We start from the raw sequence: 19,806 nt of genomic DNA, 5'->3' as shown, positions 1-19,806 counted from the left end.
AACTTCGGCGGGCTGACGCGCCAGGGGTCTACTAGCGGTCTCGGAGGTGCGATTCGACCTGGTACCGACCTGGGGTCTGCCCGATGACGGTGGTGAAGGCCTCGATGAACGTGGACGGGTTGGACCACCCGCAGGCGATCGCGGTGTCGGTCACCGATCGGCCGTCGGTCAGGTGCAGGACCGCGTGATGGACCCGGAGGATGGTGCGCCATCGATGGAAGCTCATGCCGAGTTCGGCATGGAACAGCCGGCTCAGGGTGCGTTCGCTGGCTCCGGCGGCGCGGCCCAGTTCGGTCAGCGTGGTGTTCTGCGCCGGGTCGGCGCGCAGCAGGTCGGTGACGATCGTCAGACGATCGTCGTGCGGCTCGGGCAGGTGCAAGGACTGTTCGGGAGTCTCGACGATCTCGTCGATCACCACTGCGCGCAACCGCTTCTCCGCTTCGGGTGTTCTGCCTCTGTGGCCGGTCAGCGCGAGGATCGCCTCGCGTGCCAGCGGGCTGACGGCGAACACGCTTGGCCACGCCACCACGTCATGGCACTCGTCGGCGGGGATGGTGAGAACGCGGGCATCGGTGTCCCCGTAGAAGCGGTGGGAGTGCTCGAATCCCGGCGGAGTCCACGTCACCCGGTTCGCGGGCGCCATCCAGGTGCCACGCTCCGTCGTCGTGGCCAGGACGCCGGCGGCCGCGTACACCAGCTGACCATCGGGGTGGGAGTGGCTGTCGAGGTGGTAGCCGTGCGGAAGCCAGGCACCACCCAGCAGCGTCGCCGGGGCCGTTGCCGCGGGCGTCGGGGAAGGTTGGCTGGTTTCCTGCATCGAGCGTCAGTTTAACGGTGGCAGGGCACCCGAGCCAGCGGACAAGCTCGTGACGTGAGCACAACGCACCGGCGTGCATCGGAGGGATCCTTGGCCGGCTTGGGAACGTTCAGGGCCGGCTACCGGCGCCCAGCAGCGAGAAGTGGATGCTGCGGCAGTCCCTGCAGTCGGCCAAGCGGCGTCCACGGGTCAGGACGTACTCGCTTGGGCACGGGCAGCCAAGCCGGGTGAACAGGTCGCCTTCCTGGACGAAGGCGGTGGCTACGTTCCCATCGCCGGTGCCGGCTGGCAGCTTCTCGTCGGCGACGAGAGCGCGGTACCGGCAATCCTGGCGATCCTCGACCAGTCGCACGACACCTTGCCGGCAAAGGTGTTGCTCGAGGTAGCCACCGACGCCGACATCCGCCACGAGGTGACGGCGCCGGCCGCCACGAGGATCCACTGGTTGCCCCGCAACGGCTCGTCCCTGCAGCCGGGCTCACTCGCCCTGCAGACCGTGCGGGACGCGGAACTGCCCGACGGTCCCTTCTACACCTGGATCGCCGGCGAGTCGTCCTTGGCAACGGGGATCCGCAAGCACCTGGTCGCCGAACGAAACGTTTGCAAGTCCGCTGTCTCGTTCCGGGGCTACTGGCGACGAGGACGATCTGCTCTCGGGTGACCGGGGTGCTGCACGAAACTCATCCGACCGCGCACAGCAAGCGGTGGAGTATGCGTAGAACAAGGGAGAAGAACACTGATGAAAATCAGTCTGCTCGACCTGGGTGACCGGATGGAAGATCCAGTCACCGGCTACTTCCCCTCTCAGTCCGAACGTCATCGCGCGATCGTCGACGCGTCCGCGGCAGCCGACGAGGCAGGGTTCCACAGTGTCCACATCGGCGAGCACCACGGGCTCGAGTACATCTACTCGGCCCCGCCGGTGATCCTCGCGGCGATCGCCGAACGCACCAAGAACCTACGTCTCTCGACCGGAGTGACCCTCGCGGCCAACCTCGACCCGGTCCGCGTGGCGGAAGACTACGCCACCGTTGACGTCCTCTCCGGCGGCCGATGCGAGGTCGTCGTCGGCCGCGGGCACTTCTTCGCCGACACCTACGCACTGTTCGGCCAAAGCGTCGATGACTCGCATGAACTGTTCAAAGAGGCGATCAACGGATTCAGCCTGCAGCCGCAACCGGTCGCCGGCATGCCACTGTGGATCGGCGGCGGCGCGTCGGGCACGAGCGTCGAGCTGGCCGCCCGCCTGGGCCTGGACCTGCTGCTGCCCAGCGTGTTCGGAGATCCTGAGAAGCTCAAGCCCGGTGTCGAGGTCTACCGGGAGAAGTTCGCTTCCTACGGGCACGGGCGGGAACCGCGGATCGGGGCCGCCTGGCACGTCAACGTCGGCAAGACCAGCCAGGCCGCCCGGGAACGGTGGGAACCACGGTACCGCGCGTACTTCGACCTCATGACGCAGCGGGGCAGCCGCGCCAAGCCCACCTCGACGCCGTTCTACGACCAGCCTCTCGACTTCGACCACGTCACGACCCACGGACCAGCCATGGTCGGCAGCCCGGCCGAAGTCGCCGACCGGCTCAGCCGCGCGGCCGAGCTACTGACCGCCGACACTCATCTCCTGTCCCTCAACATGGGCGGCTGCCCCACCGAGGAGTTCATCGACATGGTCGAGCTCATCGGCGCGGAAATGATCCCGCAGCTGGACTGACGTGAGGCGGCGACTGCTTTGACACAGATGGGAAGGCAGCGCGGTGTACATGAAAGAGCGGATGGGTCCGCGCCGACGAAAAGTTGGTCACAGCCCACATCGCCGACCGTAGCTGCACGTCGCCGTCCGGCGCCAACTGGCGCTCGTACGTCTTTGTTGTTCAAGTGTCTATTCCGAGTACTGCGGCACTATCGAAGGGTCACCACCGCCTCAATGGGTCAGGCGCGGAATAGCCGGGCGGCGTCGACCGGCATCTGGCGATCGACTCGCAACTCTGACCTACGGCTCTGGGCGGCGAGGCCTCGCGGCAACGACGAGGCCCCGCCGGAGCACCCCCGGCCCCAACTCGCCTCAGGTGTACCAGGTCGGGGTCGGGAACTCGCCGAGCAGCGCGTACGCACCCACCTCGCGGCGTTTGTACGGCAACGGGTCGTGCAGTGAGTGGGTCCGCAGGTTGCGCCAGAAGCGGTCGAGGCCGTATTTCGACGCGCTTGCCCGTGCGCCGGTCAGCTCGAAGATCCTCGTCGCGATCTCCAGGCCCGTGTCGATCGTGCGTTGCTTGGCCGCGGCGATCAGCACCGCCACCTCTCCGCGTGTCTCGGGCGTCAGCTCCTCCCGCGGGGCGTGCAGCACGCGGGAGATGGCCGCACCCGCCTTGTCGACCAGGGCTTCCGCGGCCCACAGCTTCGACTGCAGGTCGCCGTAGCCGTCGAGGATGTACCACTCCTCCGAGGCGAACTGCTTGTCGTCGCCGCCATAGGGCCAGGCACGGGTCTGGTCCCTGGTGTACGCGAGCGCGGTCTCCAGCGCGCCCTGGGCGATGCCGAGGCAGAAGTTGGTGAAGACGAGCTGGATCGCCGGCACGTTGAGGGTGTTGTAGACCAGCGGCTGGAACGTCCGGTCGACGTACCCGGCGGCCGACGCCCACGGTACCCGGACGTTCTCGATCGTCACGCTGCCTGATTCGGTGAGGCGCTGGCCGATGTTGTCCCAGTCGTCGTGGAAGGTGATGCCTTCTTGCTTCGACGGGACGATCGCGAAGATGTGGTCCTCGGTTCCTTCGAGGACACCTTCCAGGACTGTCAGGTCGGATACCTTGCTGCCGGTGGAGAACGATTTGTGTCCGTTGTAGATGATCGAGTCGCCGTCTTCGGTGATCGTCAGATCGGAGTCTCGGGGGTTCACCGCGCCGCCGAAGAACAGGTTGTCCTTGGTGTACAGCTCTTCGACGGCGGCAATTTGGGCGTCGGTGGCCACCAGGCGCGCCGCCCAGGCCCACAGGTAGTGGTAGCCCAGCAGCTGCCCGATCGAGCCGTCGGCCGCGGCGATCTCGCGGATCACCCGGTACGCGGTCTCCCAGGTCTGCCCGCCTCCCCCGTGCTCGGCCGGGCCGAGCAGGGTGACCAGGCCGGTGTCCTTCAGCAGCTGGACTTCCTGGTATGGGGTCTCACCTCGGCGGTCGCGCTCGACCGCGTCCACGGCGAGTTTTGCGGCGACCTCGCGGGCGCGTTCGATCCAGTCGGTCATGCTCGGCTCCTCACGGGTTCGGGTGTCGCGGCACTGTGGTCGAGGTCGGCTTCCAATTCGCGGATGATCGGCAGGACGTGCTTGCCGAAGTACTCGATCTCCTCCTGGAAGTGCAGGAACCCGAGCAGCAGCAGGCTCGCACCACGCCGCTTGTATTCGATGGCGCGCTCGGCGATCTGTTCCGGGGTGCCGATGAGGCGGGTCCGGAAGCCGTCGTTGTACTGCACGAGGTCGGCGAACTCCGAATCCGCCCACATGCCCTTCTTGTCCGCCGTCGAGTTGCCCGCCTGCTGCACCGCCGAACGGAAACCCTCGACCGCTTCCACATTGGCTTTGGCGACGATCTCGCGCAACACGTCTCGCGCTTCGGACTCGCTTTCCCGCGCGATCACGAACCCGTTCAGGCCGAATCGGACGGCGTGGTCGTTCTCGGCGGCGTAGCCGCGGACCTCGGCCACCTGCTCGCTGAACCCGTCGTAGTCCCTGCCGTTGCTGAAGTACCAGTCCGAGACGCGGCCCGCCAGCTTCCGGGCGGCCGTGGAGTTCCCGCCCTGGAAGACTTCCGGGTGCGGGCGGTCCTGCCCCGCGGTCGGCTTGGGTTTGACGTCGAAATCGTGGATCCGGTAGAAGTCGCCGGCGAACTCGGCGTGGTCGTTCGTCCAGAGTTCCTTGAGCACCCGGATGAACTCTTCGGACCGGCGGTAGCGCTCATCGTGCTCCAGCCAGGGCTCCCCGAGCCCGGTGAACTCGTCCTTGAACCAGCCGCTGACGACGTTCACCGCGGCCCGGCCGCCGGAAAGGACGTCCGCGCTCGCGACGAACTTGGCCAGCACGCCCGGGTGCCACAAGCCGGGGTGCACAGCGGCGATCACCTTCAGCCGCTGTGTCGCCAGCAGCAACGCGAGGCTGAAGCCGGTGGATTCGTGCTGATAAGCGGCGCCGTAGCTGGCGGTGTACCGCACCTGCGTGAGGGCGTACTCGAAACCGTTGTTCTCGGCGATGACCGCGAGATCCCGGTTGTATTCGTACCCCCAATCCGTGCGCTGCTCGATATCACTGGTGACGAGTCCGCCACTGACGTTCGGCACCCAATAGGCGAATTTCAGAGGTTCGTGGATCTGGGTCATGATCGGCAGGGTGGAGTACGGCACCCGTCGCAGCAACGGCATCCACGACATGAGAACTCGCAGTCCCAAACAATGGACGAGCCGGCACTGCACTGTCCCCACGGCCCAGCGGGGCCTACAGTCCTGGAGTCATGGGCTGCTCCTTCGTGTACTCCGACTTCCGACGTGGTCCGCGAGCTGCCGGACCACGGCCAGGTCGTGTGAGATGAACAGGTACGACAAGCCCAGCGAGGACTGCAGGTCGGCCGGCAGACGCAGGATTTGGGCCTGGACCGAAACATCCAGCGCAGGCACCGGTTCGTCGCACACGACCAGCTCCGGCTTCAGCGCCCGGGCGCGGGCGATCGCACCCGTTGCCGCTGGCCTCCCGACAGCTCGGTCGGCTTGCGACACGCCACCGAGGAAGGCAATGCCACCTGCTCCAGCAGCTCGGAAACGCGGGCCGGACGGTCCGGCACCCCGAACGCGCGCAATGGTTCCGCGACGACGTCCTCGATCGAGAACTTCGGGTTCAGCGGCGCGTACGGGTTCTGGTAGATGATCTGCATCCGTGCTTCGCCTGGAGACACCGTCGGCGGGTTCGGTGAAGTTCGACAGCCGGGCTCGGCGCCGCCGCGATCAGCTGCTGCGTGTAGGGGTGCGTCGGCGCGGTGACGACCGAGGAGCCTTCCTCGACCACCGCTTCATCGACCGCCCATCACCGCCGCGTTCCGGTTCCCGTACCGGGTCGTGTTCTGGCTGACGCCGATCGCGGTGCTCGCACTCTGGGAACTCTTCGCGCAGGCCGGCCCGGCCGCCGGGATCCCGGTGTACTTCGGCGGCGCCTCGGAAGACGCCATCCGGCTCGGGGCAGCCGTCGGCTCGCAACGGCTCTTGGAAGCCGCCGCAACCGGGGAGGTGGTCGACCAGCGGCTGTGGACCGAGGTGGCGAAGACGACCGGCGCCGCCGGGAACTCGACCGCGGGCGCGTCGCGTTCGTCAGCCCGCTGCGGGACGACCTGCCATCCACGGTGGACGCCCACTGGTACCCGATCCGCCCCGCCACCGACACCGCGCTGATGCTCGCGCTGGCCCGCACGCTCGTCGCCGAAGGCCTGCACGACCTGGATTTCCTCGACCGCTACTGCGTCGGCTACCCCGCGTTCGAGCGCTACCTGCTCGACAAGGACCCGGTCTGGGCGGCCGAAATCACGGGTATCCCGGCCGCCGGCATCGTCGCACCGGCCAGGGAAATGGCTGCCCACCGGACACTGATCACGGTCACCTGGTCGCTGCAGCGCACCGACTGCGGACATCCCGTCGTCGCGGCTGTCGCAGGGCTGCGCGGGACAGCACGCCGCCGTCGACGTCGAACGATTCACCGGCCCGGTCCCGGAAGTTCGGGCCTGGCGACCACCGATCGAGAGAGGGAACCGATGATCGAGCTGCTGCCCGTCACCTCCTGGCCCCGGCTGCGAGGTCGCCGGCTCGGCTTGAGCGTTCTCGCCGAAGGACAGGACGAGGCGTGCCTACGCCTGTCGGCCCGGCAAGGCGACCGCTTCCGGGACGTCGGCTGGGAACCCGGCCCGCACGGCAGCGTGTTCATCAGCGGCTCGAGCACGTGACTGGAGTGCTCTCTGCACGAGGAGGTCCCGGCGGGCGACCACCTGATCGCCCTGCTGCGCATCCACGGCCTGCACACAGCCGAAACCCCACCACTGGTCTTCCACGGCAGCCGCTTCCGCCGGCTCGCCGCCGTCTGACTCCTCACCCCGGACGCAGCCCCCCGATCAACAGCCCGAGCTGGAACTCGAAGTCCTGCACGCAGTCGCCCGCCTCCAGCGCGGGCAGCACGCGGAGCAAGCTCGGCAGCTCCTCCACCGCAGCTACCCGGCGGAAATACGCCACCACCGGCTCGTCCCGCACCGCCGGGGCGCCGGCCCCGGCGGTACCCGTGAGCACCGAGCCGAACAGCATCCCCAGCAACGACCGGTAAGCGCGCGCCGCCGCCTGCTCGTCCGAGCCCCCGTCGAGCAGAGCGCCGAGGAGCGCATCGATCACCCGCAACGCCCCGGCCGAACGCGGGTTCGCATCCTGCGCCACCAGCGCCCGCACGACGACCGGATGCCGCGTAAAGCTCGCGTGCAGCCCCTCGGCCAACGCCCTGAGCCGCCGGTCCCACGGCAACGCGGGATCCGGCAGGGACACCTCTTCGAAGACCCGGGCGGTGAGCCCGTCCAGCAGATCGCCCTTGTTCCGGACGTGGTTGTAAAGCGACATCGCCTCGACGCCGGCCGCAGCGGCGACCTTGCGCATCGACAACGCCGCCAAGCCCTGCTCGTCGGCCAGCCGCAACGCCGTGTCGAGGACTTTCTCGCGAGTCAGAGACATACTTACAGTGTACGCATACACTGTAAGTATGGACGCCGAAACCGTGCTCACCACCACCCGCTCCGTCCGCCGCAAGCTCGACCTCGACCGCGAAGTCCCGCAGGACGTGCTCGACGACTGCCTCCGCATCGCGCAGCAGGCGCCCGCGGCAGGCAGCATGGCCGCGCAGTTCCGCTGGCTGCTCGTCCGCGACGCGGGCACCAAAGCCAAGATCGCCGCCTACAACCGCGAGACCGCCGAAGCTGCCTGGGCTCAGTACGGCCACCTCGTCGAAGAGCGCGCGCTGAAGTCCGCCCAGCACCTCGTCCGCAACCTCGAACGCGTCCCGGTCCTGGCCATCCCCTGCATGATCGGCCGCCCACCGGCCGACGCGTTCTCCCAGTCCGCGTACTTCGGCTCCGTCTACCCCGCCATCTGGAGCTTCCAGCTCGCCCTGCGCGCCCGCGGCCTCGGCAGCTCCATCTGCGGCTACCACCTCCAAGACCACGAAGCCGACGTCGCCGAGCAGCTCGGCATCCCCGACGACGTCACCCAGATCAGCCTGCTCGCCGTCGCCTACACAACCCAGCGCGACTTCCTGCCCGCCACGCGCCCGGCCGTCGAGGACATCACCTACCTCGACACCTGGGGCTCCCCTCAGCCACCAGGGTGACCGTTCAGCCCGAGACGATCCGCCGGAAGGTTTCCCGTTCCTGACGCGAAAGCGGCACCCGCGGGACACCCGCCGCGGACCGCTGCACCGGAACCACCACCCCGGGCTCGAACGGCAGGACCGGCAGCACCAGCACCCAGCCCACGCCGGTCAGCGCCCGGGCGAGCGCGCGAACCACCCGCTTCACGGCGCGCTGCCGACCGTGACGGGGTGCCGGACGACTGCGCCGAACAAGTAGCCCTGCGTGTTGTAGGGCGCGACGTCCGGCTGGGTGACGCCGGTGACGTCCGTGGCCCGCGCCCGCAGCGTGTACGCCCCCGCCGCGCGCGGGCGCCACGGGAACTCCCACTGCAGCCAGCCACGGTCGAGCGCCGGACTGATCGGCTTCGCGAGCTTCCACGTGACGCCGTCCGTACTCACTTCGACCCGCCGGATCCGGCCGTGGCCCGACCAGGAGCGGCCGCGCAGCACGTGCCGCTGCCCGGCCGCCAGCGTCGCGCCCCACGGGAGCTCGAACGCGCTCTTCACCACCTGCTCGGTGACGAGCGTGCCCTCGGCCGGGTAGTCCGGGCCCAGTAGCCGGTAGTACTGGGTGTTCCACGGCGACACCAGCGGTTCCGCCGACACTTCGATCCGGCCCAGCCACTTGATGGACGAGATCCCGGCCCACGACGGCACCACGAGCCGCACGGGGGAACCGTGGTCGGGCGGCAGTGGCTGCCCGTTCATCTCGTACGCCAGCAGGACGTCCTGCAGTGCCTTGCCCACCGGCAGCGGCCGCCGCACCTTGCCCAGGTTCACCCCGCCCGTCACGTAGTCCGGGTCGAGTCCCTCGGGGAGCACGTCCACGGCGTGGCGGGACAGCCTGGCCTGGGCAAGCACGGTCGCAAGCCGGACGCCGCGCCAGCGCGCGACTCCGACCGCGCCGAGCTTCCACGCCGTTCCGCTGACGCTCTGGCCCTGCTGGCTGGTGAAGAAACTCCGCCCGTTGCCCGCGCACTCGATGAACGCGGTGATCGTCTCCGACGGCAGCGCGCGCAAATCCCGGTAGGTGAACTCGACCGGCCCGCGCCGCAGCCCGGTGCCGAACACCTTCAGCCGCCAGGTGGCGGCGTCGAGCACCGGGGTCGAGGTGTGGTCGCGGACGAAGAACCGGTCGACCGGTGTCAGGTAACCCTGCCCGCTCATCGCCTCCCAACGGGTCTCGGCGTTGCTGCCGTAGACGTCGAACCACTCCGGCGGCAGCGGCTTCACGATCGGGCCGGCTGCCGACGCCGTGCCCGTCGTGGTTCCGGCGGCGGCCAGCGCGAGACCACCGGCCGCCGTCAGCCGCAGCAACTCGCGCCTGCTGAGCCCCAGCAGGCGGGCCTCCCCCGCCTTCCACTGAGCGAGGCGCACTCGGTCGTAGGCAGTCTCTTCGGTCAACCCCGTCATGCGGGCATTCTCAAGATCCCGCTCCCGGACGGCCAGCACGTCCACACAGCGGAACAGAAGCCTGCAACGGACGGTTCGATCGCCGGCAGGTGTGGAACCGGCACGGCGCCGAAACAACCGGCCCGGCCAACCGGGGTGCTCCCGCCCGGCCGTCGGCGGCACCAGGTTGGACAGAGTCGAAGAAGGTGACACACCCTGCTCTCGTGGACGAGGCGACGTTTCTGGCGGTGCAGGGCATGCGCGCGGCACGGCCCACCCAGCACGGCGGCACCAGGACGTACGTGCTGGCGGGGCTCGTGCAATGTCAGTTGTGCGGCCGCCGGCTGGACTCGCACTGGATCAACGGCCGGCCAGGCACCGCTGCCGGCACGGCCACACCAGCGCCCGCAACCGCCCATCAGAACTCGCCAAGAACGTCTACGTCCGTGAAGACCACCTACTCAACGATCTCCGCGCGCGATTCGCCGGGACTGCCGATGATGATGGGTCCGCGATCGCCGACTACCTCAGATCGAAAAGTCTGACGATCATGTGCGGCGGCCCGACTCGAGACGTCAAAGCATGCAGTCCACCATGCGCACTCACCACCATAGACGAGACCGCCGGCGACCAGCAGCTGCTACCCTGACCTCGCCGCGACGCGCGACTCTATGGGGTAATTGAGTGTCCGAGTTGATCCATATCCCCACCCTGAAGTTCACGACCGACCTGCGGCTCGTGTGACCAGTCCGTGGGCGAACCACCCGGTCGGTGACGTCCACAGGCTCCCCCGGCGTCAGGGAACGGGGACCGTCCACACCAGACGCGTGCCACCTCCGGCCGGGCGGTCGAGCCGCAACGATCCGCCCGCCTCCGCGGCGCGCTGCTCGAGGTTGCGGAGTCCGCTGCGGGCCACGGCTTCCGGCATCCCGATCCCCGTGTCCGACACCTCGACGACCAGGTCGTCGTCCAGGGACACGGTGACCGCCAGTTCGGCTGCCCTCGCGTGCCGTAGGACGTTGCTGACCGCTTCGCGGACGACCGCCTCGGCGTGCTCCGCCAGACCGGCCGGCACCCGGTCGAACGCACCCGACAGCCGCACCGTCGTGCGGATCGCGGAGTCGGCGCATCCGTCGGTGATCGCGTTCTGCAGGCGCGCCCGCAGGCCCCGCCCGGCGCCGGGCTGTGCGTGCAGGGCGAAGATCGCGCTGCGGATCTCCTCGATGACGTCCTGGAGCTGGTCGATGTGCTGGGTGAGCCGGCCGGTGACCGCGGGCGAATCGGACCGGCGCCGGGTGCCCTCGATGCCCAGGCCCACCGCGAACAGCCGCTGGATGACGTGGTCGTGGAGGTCGCGGGCGATCCGGTCGCGGTCCACCACGACGTCCAGCTCCCGGCGGGCGGCTTGGCTTTCGGCGTCCCGCAGCGCCAGCGCGGCCTGGTCGGCGAAGGCGGACACGAGCTGCAGCTCGTGCTCGCCGAACCGCGCCGCCCCCCGCCCACGGATCGCCAGGAGCACCGCCGCGCCGGATCGCGAACCGGACCGCAACCGCACCACCAGTGCCGGCCCGAGGTCCACGCCCAGACCGGCGGCCAGGTCGAACGCCAGGCTCGGCACGCTGCGCGGCACGTGGTCGCGCAGTACCGCACCGGCGGTCGAGCCGTCGAGCGGGATCCGGCGGCCGGCCAGCACGTCGGCGTCGGGGCCGGCGCACACCGTGACGACGAGTGCCCCACCGGGCGACTCGGGCAGCGCGATGAGCGCGTCGTCGGCGCCGGTGAGCTCGGCGGCCCGGGTCGCGATCAGGTGCAGCACCTCACGGACGTCCGTGCCGCCCAAGAGCTCGGCGGAGATTTCTCCGGTGGCTTCCAGCCACCGTTGCCTGCTCCGGCTCTCCTCGTAGAGCCGCGCGTTGTCGACCGCGATCCCGGCCGCCGCCGCCAGCGCCACGGTCGCCCGTTCGTCGTCGGTCGTGAACGGCTGCTCGCGGCTGAGGTACAGCCGTCCGAGGACCTCGCCCCGCACCAGCAACGGGACACCGAGGAACGCCCCCATCGAGGGATGTTCCGGCGGAAACTCGCCCTTCCCCAGGTGGGCCAGGCGCACCGGAGCCCGGCCGGTCACCAGCGCGCCGAGCAGGCCATGGCCGTCCGGTGGCGGCCCCAGCCGCGCCCGCGTGGCCTCGTCGACGCCGGTCACGGCGAACGCGGTCGTCCGGCCGTCCTCGTCGAGCAGGGCCAGCGCGCCGTACCGGGCGCCGACCAGGCCGGCCGCGGCGGTGACGATCCGGTCCAGCGTCGTCTCGAGCTCCAGACCGGCGGAAAAGGCGAGGACGGCTGCCGGCAGCGCGTCCATCCGGTCCCGGCCCGATGTCGTTTCCTCGGGCATGTCACCACTGTGACACAAAGCGGTCCCGGACCGGGCTCGCAACCGACGACCTTCGCCCGGAGGCGGAGGCCGTTCGGCACTGGGCGGAGCCCGTGGCCCGGGCGGACGGTGAAAGCGCATCCAGTAATCCAGGAGTTCGGAGCCGTCCATGAAGACCGGTGTCATGCCCGTCGGCCACCTCAGCGCAAGCCAGGTGCACGCCGTCCTCCTCGCGGCCACGGCTCCCCCGCCGCTGCGGTCCGCCCGCCCGTGGCGGTTCCAGTGCACCCCGGATTCCCTCGAGCTGTACGCGGATCCGCTCACCACCGGCACCGACAGCGAGCAACGGGAACGAATGCTGGACTGCGGCGCGGCCCTGCTCAACCTCCGGCTGGCGATCAAGGCACAGGGCAGCCACGCCGACGTCCGGCTGTTCCCCACGGCGGGGCGGCCCGACCTGCTCGCCGTCGTGCAGCCGCACGGCTACGAGACGATCGCCCCGCACGACGGGGAACTCGTGGCGGCGATCGCCGGCCGGCAGAGCAACCGGCGTCCGTTCACCGCCGCCGTCGTCCCCGACGCGGTGCAGCGGCAGCTCCGGCGGGCGGCCGAAGTGGAACGCGCCTGGCTGGCCACCGTCACCGCCGACCAGGTGCCGCAGCTGCGCGACATCATGCGCCGCACGGAAGTCCCGCCGGCGGCACCGGGACCCGGCGGCGGGAGTGACCTCGACGTCGAACCCGGCCGGCTGGTCGCGGTCATCGGCACGCTGCACGACACTCCCCTCGGCCGGCTCCAGGCCGGCCAGGCCATGCAGCGGGTGCTGCTGACGGCCGCCGCCGCCGGGATCTCGGCGGCGCTCTCCTCGCAGGCGATGGCACTGCCGGCGACCCGGCGTGAACTGCGGCAGCTGCTCGGCGGGGGGCTCTGGCCCCAGATCATGCTGCGCCTCGGCCACGGCACCGCGGTGCCGTCGTCGACGCGGACCCCGCTCGAGGACGTCGTGATCAGCGACGAGCACCCGTTCGCCGCTAGCCGCCCGGACGGCGCTCCGCGTCGTGGATCCCGGTGACCAGCACCGCCGCCTGGGAGCGCCGCTCCAGGCCGAGCTTCGCCAGCAGGCGGGACACGTAGTTCTTGACGGTCTTCTCCGCCAGGAACATCCGCTCGGCGATCTGCCGGTTCGTCAGGCTTTCGCCGAGCAGGTCCAGCAGGACGAGCTCCTGCTCGCTCAGCGCGGCCAAGGGACCCGGTTTCCCGGTCTTCGCCCGCAGCTCGGTCACGAGCGCGGCGACCGCCCGGGCGTCCAGCAGGGTCTCGCCGGACCCCACCCGGCGGATGGCGTCGACCAGCTGCAACCCCTTCACGTCCTTGATGACATACCCCTCGGCACCGGCCAGGACCGCTTCGACCATCGAATCCTCGTCGGTGAAGGAGGTCAGCATCAGGCACCGCAGGCCGGGCAGCACCCCGCGCAGGTCACGGCACAGCTCCACGCCGTTCCCGTCGGGCAGCCGCACGTCGAGCACCGCCACGTCCGGGCGCAGCGCGGGGATCCTGGCCATGGCCTCGGCGACCGAGGAAGCCTGTCCGACGACGGTCAGGTCGGGTTCGTCGTCGACGAGTTCGGCGACCCCGCGCCGCACGAGTTCGTGGTCGTCGACCAGGAAGACCGTGATGACGGGCAAGTCGTGCTGCGAGCTGTCATCCACTCCGCCAGCCTACGCCCGCCCGCGCCGAACGACCCCGGAAGAAAGGTCCGGCGGCACTAGGCCGCGCGGCGCGGCCGGACCACGCTCGAAGGATGACAGAGATCCAGCACAGGCCCGATCATCACCTCAAGACCGCTGTCACCGATGAACTCGCCTGGACCCCCAGCGTCAACGCCGAAGGGATCGGCGTGACCGTCTCAGGCGGGGTCGCGACGCTGTCCGGACACGTCGGCACCTACCCCGAGAAGGAAGAGGCGCTGCGCGCCGCGACGCGGGTCCAGGGCGTGACCACGACCGCGGACAAGATCATCGTCCGGCACGGCGACGACGTTCCGGCGGACGCGGATCTCGCCCGGGACGCCATGACCGTGTTCGACCGTCACACCGTCCTCGTGCCGAAGGACTCGGTTCAGGTCGACGTGCGCGACCGGGTGGTCACCCTGCGCGGCTCGGTGGACTGGCACCACCAGCGCGAAGCCGCCCGCCGGGCGGTGGCCGTGCTCCCCGGCATCAGCGGGGTGCGGAACCTGATCACGCTGCGGCGTTCGCCGGGAGTCACCCCGGCCGAGACCAAGGCGCAGATCGTCGCGGCGCTCGCCCGGCACGCGCCGGGGTTCGCGCAGCACGTCGAGGTCGGCATCGACGACGGCCAGGTCACCCTGACCGGCCAGGTCCTCACCCCGGCCGAACGCCGTTCGGCCGAGCAGACCGCGTGGTTCGCCCCCGGCGTGACCGCGGTCGACAACCAGGTGAAGCTCTCGGGCTGAACCTTCTCCCGCGTGGAGTCTGGAGCACCATGAACGTCTTCGTGATCATCGTCATCGCCGCCGCGCTGCTGCTCCTGCTGGCCTCCGCGGTGCGGATCGTCAAGCAGTACGAACAGGGCGTCCTGTTCCGGCTCGGCCGGGTGATCGGCGTGCGCGAGCCGGGATTGCGGCTGATCATCCCCGTCGTCGACGTCCTGCGCCGGGTGCCGTTGCGGATCATCACGATGCCGATCCAGTCCCAGGGCATCATCACCCGCGACAACGTGAGCGTGGACGTGTCCGCGGTCGCCTACTTCCGGGTGCGGGACGCGGTGAAATCGGTCGTCGCGATCGAGAACGTCTACGCCGCGATCGACCAGATCGCCCAGACGACGCTGCGGAAGGTCGTCGGGCAGCACACGCTGGACGAGACGCTGTCCGAGACCGACAGCATCAACGTCGACATCCGCCGGATCCTGGACGTCACCACGCTCGACTGGGGCGTCGAAGTGACTTTGGTGGAGCTGAAGGACATCCAGCTGCCCGACACGATGAAGCGGGCGATGGCCCGGCAGGCCGAAGCGGAACGCGAAAAGCGCGCCAAGATCATCAGCGCCGAAGGCGAATCCCTCGCCGCCGCCGCACTCGGCGACGCGTCGGACACGATGATGGCGCACCCGCTCGCGCTGCAGCTGCGCAACCTGCAAAGCCTGGTGGAGATCGGCGTGGACAAGAACACCACCGTCGTGTTCCCCGCCCCGCTGATGAGCACCATCGGCGAGCTGGGCTCCTTCCTGGCCCGCGAGAGCGCCGCCGCGACCCGGCCGGAACCGGCCGCCACGGCCCCGATCGTGCCGGCGAAAGCGGCCGTCAACGGAACCCGGGCCGAAGAACGCTGACCCGCACCCAGGGACTCCGCAGTGTTCTGTGCGAAAAGGACAGAGCACTGCGGACCCGGGTGGGTCACCGGCCCCGTGAGGAGAGTCCATGTCCACCGCCACCCCACCGGTACGAGTCCTGCTCCCGGACGGCGAAGTCGCCTGGGTGCGCACGCTGGAAGCTCGCGACGCCGCCGCGGTTCTCGCGCTGCGGGCCCGGCTCTCCGGGCACGACCGGCACCTGCGGTTCTTCGGTCTCGGCGTGGCCGGGCTGGCCGAGCTCTCGACGCAGCTGTCCCACAGCTCCGGCGTGGGGCACACCGCGGTGGGGTGCTTCCTGCACTCCCGGCTGGCCGGCGTCGCCCGCTACGACATTCTGGCCGACCCGACCGAAGCGCAGGTCGCGCTGGTGGTCGACGGCCACGGCCCGACGCTCGGCGTGGCGACCCTGCTGCTCGAGCAGCTCGCCGTCTCGGCGGAACACGAAGGGGTGCGGATGCTCGTCGCCGACGTGGACGAGGGAAACGCGAAGATGCTCGGCGTCTTCGCGGCGCTGGGCATCCCGTTCCGCCCCGGGCTGCCGGGCCGGAACCGCTCCCCGGAATGACGTCCGGTCAGCCGCCGGCGTCGCCGGGGGACGCCGGTGCCGAGGCATCCAGGCGGGCGTGCAGCCGTTCGCGGATCTCGTCCGGGGTATAGGCGCGCCGCCGGCGCTCTTCGCGCGCGATCACCACCCCGGTCGCGGCGACCCCGACGAGCCCGGCCAGTCCCACTGTCTTCCACCAGCGCATCGGCCTAGGCTACTGCCCGTGCCGGGGAACCAGCTGGATCTCGACGAAGCCGTGGCCGTGACGCGCACGGGCGACCTGTGGTTGTTCCGGGGCCGGTCCGCGGCCGACCGCACGATCCGCGTCGTGACGAACAGCCCGGTCAACCACGTCGGCATGGCGGTGGTGATCGAGGACCTGCCGCCGCTGATGTGGCACGCGGAGCTGGGACGGGCCCTGCCGGACGTCTGGTCCGGGAGTCACCAGCGGGGCGCCCAGCTGCACGACCTGCGCCGGGCGGTGCTCGTGTGGGCCGAGAAGTACCACCAGCAGGTCTGGCTGCGCCAGCTCGACCATCCGGTCACCGGGGAGGCGGAGGACGCCGTCCTGCGCACGATCGCGCGGCTGGACGGCACGCCGTTCCCGTCGACCGCGCGCCTGGCGTCGCGCTGGCTCGGCGGCCGGCTGCCCCGTCGCAGGCGAGAGGCCCGGGAAGCCGGCCTCGAAAGCGCTTACTGCGCCGAGATCGTCGCCCTGACCTACGAAGCCATGGGCCTGCTGCCCCGGGGCCGCCGGCCGAACTGGTACGACCCCGGCCGGTTCTGGAGCGGCGACGACCTCGAGCTGGCGGGCGGCGCGGCGCTGGGCGACGAAATCGCCGTGCGCCTCCCGAGCTGACCCGTCAGTCCACTGTGGATTTCACCGGCGGACTTCGGTCGGCAGGCGCGGGTCACGGTGCAGGAGTTCGAGTGCCTCGGTGTCGGCCACCGCCGCGAACTTCCGGTAGCTGTTGCCGACGGCGTGCAGCCAGGCCACCGGGCGCAGGCAGACGAACTGGTCCACCGCGCGGGCGAGCCGGTCGGCGACGTCGGTCTGGGCGACCGGGACCGCCAGCACGATCCGGCGGACCTGGCGCGCCCGCAGGACGCGGATCGCCGTGTGCGCGGTCGTGCCGGTGGCGGCGCCGTCGTCGGCGAGGACGACCGTGCGGCCGGCGATCGCCGCGGGCGCCACGGTGTACCGGTAGACGGCGACCTGCCGGGCCAGGCCGGCCTGCGCCTCGGCGAGGAGCCCGGCGAGCTCCGCCGGCTCGATGTCGAACCGGCGGATGGCGTCGTGGTCCCAGACGACCAAGCCACCCTCGCCGACAGCGCCGAGCGTCGTCGGCGGCGGCCCGGGAGCCTCGATCCGGCCGGTGAGCAGAATGTCCAGCGGCGCGCCGAGGACGTCGGCGATCTCGCCGGCCACCACCAGGCCGCCCTCGGACAGGCCGAGGACCACGGCCCGGTCGCCGCGCAGCGGTCGCAAGCGCAGGGCCAGCCGCTCGCCGGCTTCCCGGCGATCATGGAATCGCATGGGAACTCCCTGCCCTCGAAAGCCGGTCGGTACGTCTTCAGCATCACGGCACCGCCTCCGGGGCGCGAGGGCCGCTGGTCACCGCGAGGCGGACCGTTCGGCACCTTTCGCCCGGTGCCCGCACCGGACCGGTCAGTGCGAATGGCTCGTCGGCGCGGGGGCCAGCACGACCGCGGGAGCGAGTTCGCGGTCGGCCAACGCGCGAGCCACGTCGCTGAGCCGGAGGTTGTTCCCCCGAGCGAAACCTCGCAGAGCCTTGAAGGCCGCGTCCATGCTCAGCTGCCCGCTGACGGCGAGCACACCCTTGGCCTGCTCGATGATCACCCGGCTGTTCAACGCCGTCTGCAGCTGCTCGGAGAGGATTTCCCCCTGGCGGAAGGCTCGTTCGTGGAGGATGCCGATCGTCGCGGTGTCGGCCAGCCCCTGCGCCAGTGCCACGTCGTCCGCCGACAGGTTCCCCGCGTTCAGCCCGAAGAGGTTCAGCGCCCCGATCGTCTGCTTGCGCAGCCGCAGGGGCAGCGCGTGCACCGACGCGAACCCGTCCTTGGCCGCCTCGGCCGCGAACCGCGGCCACCGCCCTGCCGCCGCCGCGATGTCGGCCACCAGCACCGGGGTGCTGGTGGTGAAGCACTCGATGCACGGGCCTTCGTCGATGTCGAGCTGGAACAGCTCCAGCAGCCGCGCCTGCTCGGTGGAGGACGCGAGCAGCTGCAAACCACCCCGCTCGTCGACCAGCGTCAGCCCGGCCGCGGCGACGTCGAGCAGTTCCACGCACTGCCGCACCAGCGTGTGCAGCAGGTCGGCGACGTCGTAGTCGTCGACCAGCGTGTCCGCCAACGCGACGAACGCCCGGGTCACCTGTCGTTCACGGTCGGCCATGCCCACCATCTCCTGGTTCGTCAGCTGCCTTCATGGTGAATCCCCACCGAACTCCTCGTCCAACCGCAGCCGCCCGGCCACGATGTCGGCGGCGACCTCGAGCAGGGAGCGTCCGTGCCCGAACGCGTACGCCCGCAGCCGGGCCAAGGCGGCGGCGGCGGGCAGGTCCAGGTGCGCGATCAGCATCCCGGTGGCCTGGTGCACCTCCCGGTACCGCATCCCCGCGCCCTCCATCCACTGCCCGTCCCCGTCGAGCCAGAGGCCCCCACCGGACCGCAGGCCCGACAGGGCGAGCGCCGCGATGTCGGCCACCTGCAGGGCCGTCGACAGCTCGCCGGGGCTCAGCGAGCCCGGCGTCGAACGATAGGTGTCGAGGGTCGCCACCCGGACCGCGCCGATCTGCACCGGGAACGTGAACAACGCGGCCACGGGCTGCGTCGCGGCCTCGGCGGCGAACACCGGCCACCTGGGAGGCGGCCCGGCGGCCAGGTCCGGCACCAGCACGGGCCCGCCGAAGACGTACGCCTCGAAACACGGCCCCTCACCGAGGGAAAACTGCAACTCGGCCAACGCCGTGCTCACCGCATCACTGGCGTAGACGACCTCGCGGTGCCCGGCGTCGACCATCATCGAGACCGCCGCGCCGTCCACCGGCAGCAGGCGCACACACGCCCGGCAGACCCGGCCGACGACATCGACGCCGCTGCCGGCACCCACCTCGCCCAGCGCGGCCAGCACACTCGCGCGCAAGACTTCGACCTCAGCCACCGCGTTTCCACATCCGGTTCCGCCCATGTCGGTGTCCGTGGTCGCCACACCAACTCGGACACAGCCAGGTCCGGATCAGCACCGCTGTCGCGGCTGCGGGCACCCACCTTACCGGTAACCGTGGGCCGCGCCGGGCCATCACGGCTCCGGCGCGGCGGCGATGTGCCGGCGCAGCGCCGCCAGCGCCCGGTGCTGGCTCACCCGCACCGCGCCCGGGCTGGCGACCCCGAGCACCGCGGCCGTGTCGTGGGCGGACAGGCCGAACATGACCCGCAGGACGACGACGTCGCGCTGCTGCGGCGCCAGCAGGCCGAGCAGGTGGTGCAGCCGCTGCCGCCGCTCGAGGTCTTCGACGTGGCGAAGCGGGCCCCACTGCCCGGAGGGCTCCGGAGCGAACTCCGGAACCGGGACGCTGACGTCGGCGCCGCGGCGCCGGTGCGCATCGACGACCTTGTGCGCGGCGACGCCGTAGACGAACCGCACGAACTTGCCGGCACCGTGCCGGTAGCCCGGCAGCGCGCCCAGCACGCCGATCAGGACTTCCTGCGCGCAGTCGTCCGCGTCGCTGTCGCGGTGCCACCGGTCCCCCAGCCGGACACGGCAGTACTGCAGCACGCCCGGATGCAGCAGACCCAGCAACGCGCCCGTCGCGGTGCGGTCGCCCGACACCGCCGACGCCAGGAGTGCGCCGTCGACCCACATGATGTCCTTCCCGCCT

At 70.5% G+C, this 19,806-nt stretch carries 24 protein-coding genes and 1 pseudogene; 10 read left to right on the top strand and 15 right to left on the bottom strand.

Annotated elements, in window-relative coordinates; genetic code table 11:
• Positions 1-31 precede the first annotated feature (31 nt).
• Positions 32-817 carry a helix-turn-helix transcriptional regulator gene (locus AB0M93_RS00985; protein WP_364266657.1) on the bottom strand — a complete coding sequence of 262 codons (786 nt, stop codon included), beginning with the start codon at positions 815-817 and terminating at the stop codon, positions 32-34.
• A 142-nt stretch (positions 818-959) separates the two neighbouring features.
• On the opposite strand from AB0M93_RS00985, the gene AB0M93_RS00980 reads away from it, so the two are divergent.
• Both AB0M93_RS00980 and AB0M93_RS00975 read left to right on the top strand, forming a co-directional pair.
• Complete coding sequence (locus AB0M93_RS00980; protein ID WP_364266654.1) at positions 960-1,478, top strand: siderophore-interacting protein; 519 nt, start codon at positions 960-962, stop codon at positions 1,476-1,478.
• A 78-nt stretch (positions 1,479-1,556) separates the two neighbouring features.
• Positions 1,557-2,525, top strand: a complete 969-nt coding sequence (locus AB0M93_RS00975) for an LLM class flavin-dependent oxidoreductase (protein ID WP_364266651.1) — start codon at positions 1,557-1,559, stop codon at positions 2,523-2,525.
• A gap of 351 nt (positions 2,526-2,876) precedes the next feature.
• On the opposite strand, the gene AB0M93_RS00970 is transcribed toward AB0M93_RS00975, so the two are convergent.
• The 4 genes and pseudogenes from AB0M93_RS00970 to AB0M93_RS00955 all read right to left on the bottom strand — a co-directional run bounded on the left by AB0M93_RS00970 (position 2,877) and on the right by AB0M93_RS00955 (position 6,018).
• Positions 2,877-4,052 carry an acyl-CoA dehydrogenase family protein gene (locus AB0M93_RS00970; protein ID WP_364266649.1) on the bottom strand — a complete coding sequence of 392 codons (1,176 nt, stop codon included), beginning with the start codon at positions 4,050-4,052 and terminating at the stop codon, positions 2,877-2,879.
• Positions 4,049-5,179, bottom strand: a complete 1,131-nt coding sequence (gene sfnG / locus AB0M93_RS00965) for a dimethylsulfone monooxygenase SfnG (RefSeq protein WP_364268891.1) — start codon at positions 5,177-5,179, stop codon at positions 4,049-4,051. Before sfnG ends, AB0M93_RS00970 begins: the two co-directional genes overlap by 4 nt.
• A gap of 159 nt (positions 5,180-5,338) precedes the next feature.
• A pseudogene (locus AB0M93_RS00960) lies at positions 5,339-5,730 on the bottom strand (ATP-binding cassette domain-containing protein); the annotation flags it as partial.
• 132 nt (positions 5,731-5,862) lie between these two features.
• Complete coding sequence (locus AB0M93_RS00955; protein ID WP_364266646.1) at positions 5,863-6,018, bottom strand: hypothetical protein; 156 nt, start codon at positions 6,016-6,018, stop codon at positions 5,863-5,865.
• Between the two features lie 75 nt (positions 6,019-6,093).
• Here AB0M93_RS00955 and AB0M93_RS00950 point away from each other — a divergent pair, with 75 nt between their 5' ends.
• On the top strand, positions 6,094-6,783 hold the full coding sequence (locus AB0M93_RS00950) for a hypothetical protein (protein ID WP_364266643.1): 690 nt from the start codon (positions 6,094-6,096) through the stop codon (positions 6,781-6,783).
• Between the two features lie 142 nt (positions 6,784-6,925).
• Here the strand turns inward: AB0M93_RS00950 and AB0M93_RS00945 are convergent, their stop codons facing one another.
• Positions 6,926-7,549: a TetR family transcriptional regulator gene (locus AB0M93_RS00945; RefSeq protein ID WP_364266640.1), complete on the bottom strand. Its 624-nt coding sequence runs from the start codon at positions 7,547-7,549 to the stop codon at positions 6,926-6,928.
• Between the two features lie 28 nt (positions 7,550-7,577).
• Between AB0M93_RS00945 and AB0M93_RS00940 the strand changes: the two genes are divergently transcribed.
• Complete coding sequence (locus AB0M93_RS00940) at positions 7,578-8,201, top strand: nitroreductase family protein (protein ID WP_364266637.1); 624 nt, start codon at positions 7,578-7,580, stop codon at positions 8,199-8,201.
• Positions 8,202-8,205: 4 nt separating this feature from the next.
• On the opposite strand, the gene AB0M93_RS00935 is transcribed toward AB0M93_RS00940, so the two are convergent.
• On the bottom strand, positions 8,206-8,388 hold the full coding sequence (locus AB0M93_RS00935; RefSeq protein WP_364266634.1) for a hypothetical protein: 183 nt from the start codon (positions 8,386-8,388) through the stop codon (positions 8,206-8,208).
• Positions 8,385-9,635 (bottom strand): sulfite oxidase, encoded by a 1,251-nt coding sequence (locus AB0M93_RS00930; protein ID WP_364266631.1) that lies wholly within the window; start codon positions 9,633-9,635, stop codon positions 8,385-8,387. Before AB0M93_RS00930 ends, AB0M93_RS00935 begins: the two co-directional genes overlap by 4 nt.
• A gap of 203 nt (positions 9,636-9,838) precedes the next feature.
• Between AB0M93_RS00930 and AB0M93_RS00925 the strand changes: the two genes are divergently transcribed.
• Entirely contained in the window at positions 9,839-10,159 is a 321-nt protein-coding gene (locus AB0M93_RS00925) for a hypothetical protein (RefSeq protein ID WP_364266628.1), read from the top strand.
• A gap of 251 nt (positions 10,160-10,410) precedes the next feature.
• Here the strand turns inward: AB0M93_RS00925 and AB0M93_RS00920 are convergent, their stop codons facing one another.
• Positions 10,411-12,003, bottom strand: coding sequence for a GAF domain-containing protein (locus tag AB0M93_RS00920; protein WP_364266625.1), 1,593 nt, complete (start codon positions 12,001-12,003; stop codon positions 10,411-10,413).
• 148 nt (positions 12,004-12,151) lie between these two features.
• Between AB0M93_RS00920 and AB0M93_RS00915 the strand changes: the two genes are divergently transcribed.
• Positions 12,152-13,054 carry a hypothetical protein gene (locus AB0M93_RS00915; RefSeq protein ID WP_364266622.1) on the top strand — a complete coding sequence of 301 codons (903 nt, stop codon included), beginning with the start codon at positions 12,152-12,154 and terminating at the stop codon, positions 13,052-13,054.
• On the opposite strand, the gene AB0M93_RS00910 is transcribed toward AB0M93_RS00915, so the two are convergent.
• Positions 13,014-13,694 (bottom strand): response regulator transcription factor, encoded by a 681-nt coding sequence (locus AB0M93_RS00910; RefSeq protein ID WP_364266619.1) that lies wholly within the window; start codon positions 13,692-13,694, stop codon positions 13,014-13,016. The two genes, AB0M93_RS00915 and AB0M93_RS00910, sit on opposite strands and share 41 nt — an antisense overlap.
• Positions 13,695-13,786: 92 nt before the next feature.
• Between AB0M93_RS00910 and AB0M93_RS00905 the strand changes: the two genes are divergently transcribed.
• The 3 genes from AB0M93_RS00905 to AB0M93_RS00895 all read left to right on the top strand — a co-directional run bounded on the left by AB0M93_RS00905 (position 13,787) and on the right by AB0M93_RS00895 (position 15,925).
• Positions 13,787-14,461 carry a BON domain-containing protein gene (locus AB0M93_RS00905; RefSeq protein WP_364266616.1) on the top strand — a complete coding sequence of 225 codons (675 nt, stop codon included), beginning with the start codon at positions 13,787-13,789 and terminating at the stop codon, positions 14,459-14,461.
• A 29-nt stretch (positions 14,462-14,490) separates the two neighbouring features.
• Entirely contained in the window at positions 14,491-15,339 is an 849-nt protein-coding gene (locus AB0M93_RS00900) for a slipin family protein (RefSeq protein ID WP_364266614.1), read from the top strand.
• A gap of 88 nt (positions 15,340-15,427) precedes the next feature.
• Complete coding sequence (locus tag AB0M93_RS00895) at positions 15,428-15,925, top strand: GNAT family N-acetyltransferase (protein WP_364266611.1); 498 nt, start codon at positions 15,428-15,430, stop codon at positions 15,923-15,925.
• A gap of 7 nt (positions 15,926-15,932) precedes the next feature.
• On the opposite strand, the gene AB0M93_RS00890 is transcribed toward AB0M93_RS00895, so the two are convergent.
• A complete protein-coding gene (locus AB0M93_RS00890; protein WP_364266608.1) occupies positions 15,933-16,109 on the bottom strand; it encodes a hypothetical protein in 177 nt (58 codons plus the stop codon).
• A gap of 18 nt (positions 16,110-16,127) precedes the next feature.
• Between AB0M93_RS00890 and AB0M93_RS00885 the strand changes: the two genes are divergently transcribed.
• Positions 16,128-16,763 (top strand): hypothetical protein, encoded by a 636-nt coding sequence (locus AB0M93_RS00885; protein ID WP_364266605.1) that lies wholly within the window; start codon positions 16,128-16,130, stop codon positions 16,761-16,763.
• Positions 16,764-16,784: 21 nt separating this feature from the next.
• On the opposite strand, the gene AB0M93_RS00880 is transcribed toward AB0M93_RS00885, so the two are convergent.
• The 4 genes from AB0M93_RS00880 to AB0M93_RS00865 form a co-directional block, all read right to left on the bottom strand.
• Complete coding sequence (locus tag AB0M93_RS00880; protein ID WP_364266602.1) at positions 16,785-17,441, bottom strand: phosphoribosyltransferase family protein; 657 nt, start codon at positions 17,439-17,441, stop codon at positions 16,785-16,787.
• 132 nt (positions 17,442-17,573) lie between these two features.
• Complete coding sequence (locus tag AB0M93_RS00875; RefSeq protein ID WP_364266599.1) at positions 17,574-18,320, bottom strand: GAF and ANTAR domain-containing protein; 747 nt, start codon at positions 18,318-18,320, stop codon at positions 17,574-17,576.
• A gap of 30 nt (positions 18,321-18,350) precedes the next feature.
• Positions 18,351-19,088, bottom strand: coding sequence for a GAF domain-containing protein (locus tag AB0M93_RS00870; RefSeq protein WP_364266596.1), 738 nt, complete (start codon positions 19,086-19,088; stop codon positions 18,351-18,353).
• 138 nt (positions 19,089-19,226) lie between these two features.
• A complete protein-coding gene (locus tag AB0M93_RS00865) occupies positions 19,227-19,790 on the bottom strand; it encodes a sigma-70 family RNA polymerase sigma factor (RefSeq protein WP_364266593.1) in 564 nt (187 codons plus the stop codon).
• Positions 19,791-19,806 lie beyond the last annotated feature (16 nt).

The organism is Amycolatopsis sp. NPDC051102 (genome assembly GCF_040682815.1).
Taxonomy (GTDB): Bacteria; Actinomycetota; Actinomycetes; order Mycobacteriales; family Pseudonocardiaceae; genus Amycolatopsis.
Note: the sequence above shows the minus strand (reverse complement) of the source record. Positions and strands in the feature narration are given on the sequence as shown.